Origin of the sequence: Yoonia sp. (assembly GCF_046498525.1) — a bacterium.
Lineage (GTDB): Bacteria > Pseudomonadota > Alphaproteobacteria > Rhodobacterales > Rhodobacteraceae > Yoonia.
In genome coordinates this window covers 1-2,857 of the sequence record NZ_JAWOAN010000242.1, presented here as the reverse complement: position 1 = coordinate 2,857, position 2,857 = coordinate 1, and the positions used below count along the sequence as shown (strand labels likewise).

The 2,857-nt window shown below is 59.0% G+C and carries 7 protein-coding genes; 6 read left to right on the top strand and 1 reads right to left on the bottom strand.

Annotation, left to right across the window (positions count from 1 at the left end; all coding sequences use genetic code 11):
- Positions 1-484 (bottom strand): HDIG domain-containing metalloprotein (locus R6T97_RS14630; RefSeq protein ID WP_410350027.1); only part of this gene is annotated, 484 nt, incomplete at its 3' end.
- A 159-nt stretch (positions 485-643) separates the two neighbouring features.
- Here R6T97_RS14630 and R6T97_RS14625 point away from each other — a divergent pair.
- The 6 genes from R6T97_RS14625 to R6T97_RS14600 all read left to right on the top strand — a co-directional run.
- Positions 644-1,243: a hypothetical protein gene (locus tag R6T97_RS14625; protein ID WP_410350026.1), complete on the top strand. Its 600-nt coding sequence runs from the start codon at positions 644-646 to the stop codon at positions 1,241-1,243.
- Positions 1,240-1,578 (top strand): head-tail adaptor protein, encoded by a 339-nt coding sequence (locus R6T97_RS14620; RefSeq protein ID WP_410350025.1) that lies wholly within the window; start codon positions 1,240-1,242, stop codon positions 1,576-1,578. Before R6T97_RS14625 ends, R6T97_RS14620 begins: the two co-directional genes overlap by 4 nt.
- A complete protein-coding gene (locus R6T97_RS14615) occupies positions 1,575-1,988 on the top strand; it encodes a DUF3168 domain-containing protein (protein ID WP_410350024.1) in 414 nt (137 codons plus the stop codon). Before R6T97_RS14620 ends, R6T97_RS14615 begins: the two co-directional genes overlap by 4 nt.
- Positions 1,989-2,016: 28 nt before the next feature.
- Positions 2,017-2,433: a phage major tail protein, TP901-1 family gene (locus R6T97_RS14610; RefSeq protein WP_410350023.1), complete on the top strand. Its 417-nt coding sequence runs from the start codon at positions 2,017-2,019 to the stop codon at positions 2,431-2,433.
- Positions 2,433-2,747: a gene transfer agent family protein gene (locus R6T97_RS14605; protein WP_410350022.1), complete on the top strand. Its 315-nt coding sequence runs from the start codon at positions 2,433-2,435 to the stop codon at positions 2,745-2,747. Before R6T97_RS14610 ends, R6T97_RS14605 begins: the two co-directional genes overlap by 1 nt.
- Positions 2,748-2,750: 3 nt before the next feature.
- Positions 2,751-2,857 (top strand): phage tail assembly chaperone (locus R6T97_RS14600; protein ID WP_410350028.1); only part of this gene is annotated, 107 nt, incomplete at its 3' end.

Below are 2,857 nucleotides of genomic sequence, written 5' to 3'. Positions count from 1 at the left end.
AAGCAATGATGTTAACAACTTTTTCGTTTTCACCGAATTTCTTTGCCATATCACCGCCGATAATTGCATGCGCGCCTTCACCTTCAACAACGCTTCCTTTGCCGATATCATGAAGCAGGCCTGCGCGTTTTGCAAGGTTAACGTCAAGTTTTAATTCACCTGCCATAATTCCCGCAAGGTTTGCGACCTGTTTGCTGTGGTCAAGAACGTTCTGACCATAACTGGTTCTATACTTCAGTTTGCCGATGTGGAGAAGTGAGTCACGGCTGAGACCGGGAATTCCCAGTTCATACGCGGCCTTGTCTCCCTCCTCGAGCATATTTTCATCAAGTTCAGCAGTAACTTTTTCTACAACCTCTTCAATTCGTGCAGGATGAATCCTGCCGTTTTGAATGAGCCGTTCAAGTGAGAGCCGGGCAATTTCCCTTCTTACCGGGTCAAAGCCGGAAATAACTACCACTTCGGGTGTGTCATCAATAATCATATCCACACCTGTCAGGTTCTCAAGAGTGCGGATATTTCGTCCCTCTCTGGATGACAATCCTCGCATTGTCTAGCAGTTCCCTTCCGTCCGAGCAATGCGGGGGGCGGGTGCGTCCGGGTTCTATCGCCCTTGGGGTACATGCGTTTTCGGAGTAATTCCATGATGTTAGTCGAAGAGACCACTGTGCCTGTGTTGGCGCTTCCGGTCGCTCAGTTCAAAGACCATTTGCGCCTGGGATCGGGGTTTTCCGACGATGGAGTTCAGGATGCGATGCTGGAAAGCTACCTGCGCGCAGCCCATGCAGCAATCGAGGCGCGGACGGGAAAGATCCTGATCGAGCGCGCGTTTAGCTGGACCTTGACCGCTTGGCGCGATGCAAGCCGCCAGCCGCTGCCGGTGGCTCCGGTAAATGCGATTATTGCGGTGACGCTGATCGATGTTCAGGGGCAGGAAACCTTGGTTGATCCGGATCGCTGGTATCTAGAGCCTGACACGCAGCGCCCATGCTTGCAGCCTTCGGGTTCCCGCTTGCCGCCGCTTTCTGCCGGAGGCTCTGTGCGGATTGGTCTGCTGGCTGGTTTTGGTCCGGAGTGGACCGATCTGCCTGCTGATCTGGCGCAGGCGGTGATGTTGCTTGCGGCGCATTTTTACGACTACCGCCATGATATATCGCGGTCGGCACCGCCGATGCCGCTGGGTGTACTGGCGTTGATCGAACGCTACCGCACGGTCCGCCTGTTCATGGGGGGACGCGTATGAGTACCCCGCAACTGAATCGTTCGTTCGTGCTGGAGGCCCCTTTGAAGGTCGCTGACGGAGCTGGAGGCTATACCCGCGATTGGGAGCCTTTGGGTGTCCTGTGGGCCGAAGTAAAGGCGGGGACCGGTCGCGAGAAGGCAGAGACGGCGGCGACCCTGTCGCGGGTGCCCTATCGGATCACCGTGCGTGCAGCCCCGTATGGTGCACCTTCGCGCCCCGTTGCGGGACAACGCCTGCGTGACGGTTCCCGCATTTTCAAGATTTTCGCCGTCGCGGAATGGGGCGTGAAAGCAGCCTATCTGACGTGCCATGCCGAAGAGGAGCTTGCCCCATGAGTTATGGCAACGCCGCAGCCCTTCAAAGGGCCGTTTTTCAGCGCTTGTCGACAGACGGCGCACTGGCGGCCCTTGTTGGACCTCATATTTATGACGCCATGCCAGCAGGCGCCTTGCCACCCTTGTATGTGGTGCTGGGCGCAGAGGATGTGCGTGATGCGTCCGATCAGACAGGACGCGGCGCCTGGCACCAGTTCACCGTCATCGTCGTGACCCAGAGTGCCGGTTTTGCCACCGCCAAGGCGGCGGCAGCTGCGGTAAGTGACGCGCTTGTCGATGCGCCTTTGGCTCTGGAGCGCGGCACGCTGGTTTGTCTGAACTTCCACAAGGCCAAGGCGGCCCGTGTCGGGACCGGCGCTGTTCGCCAGATCAACCTGATCTTTCGTGCCCGCGTGGCAGACGACACATAACCAAATCTGAATTTGAGGAGTACGCCTGATGGCTGCACAAAATGGTAAGGACCTTCTGGTCAAAATTGACATGACCGGTGACGGGCTGTTTGAAGCCGCCGCTGGCCTGCGCGCGACGCGGATCAGCTTGAACGCGGAAACCGTGGATGTGACCAGTCTGGAAAGCACAGGGGGCTGGCGCGAGTTGCTGGGCGGGGCAGGCGTGAAGACCGCTGCGATTTCCGGCTCTGGCGTGTTCAAGGATGCAGCGACGGATGAACGCGCGCGCCAGATTTTCTTTGATGGCGAGACACCTGGTTTTCAGGTGATCGTGCCGGGGTTCGGCACCCTCCAAGGGCCGTTCCAGATCACCTCGATCGAATATGCCGGCTCGCATAATGGCGAGGCGACCTATGAATTATCCATGGCCTCTGCCGGGGCGCTGACCTTTGTGGCGTTGATCTGATGGGGAACCCCTGGACCGGTGAGGTTGCTGTCGTGATCGACGGCGTGTCGCACGACTGCAAGCTGACGCTCGGGGCACTGGCAGAGCTGGAGGCAACGCTTGGCGAAGGATCGCTGGTGGACCTGATCCGCCGATTCGAGGGGGCTGCTTTTTCCGGCACCGATGTATTGGCCGTCGTGGTGGCCGGTTTGCGCGGTGGCGGCTGGAACGGCACGGCGGCAGATTTGATGACTGCCGAGATTGCCGGTGGTCCGGTCGGTGCTGCAAAGGCTGCGGCGCTGATGCTGGCGCGCGCCTTTGCTGCGCCTGAATAGCGGATGGACTGGGCGGGCCTGATGCGGGCGGGGTTGCATCAGTTACGGCTGCCACCCCGCGAATTCTGGGCGCTGACCCCTGCGGAATTGCAGATCATGCTGGGTGCCAC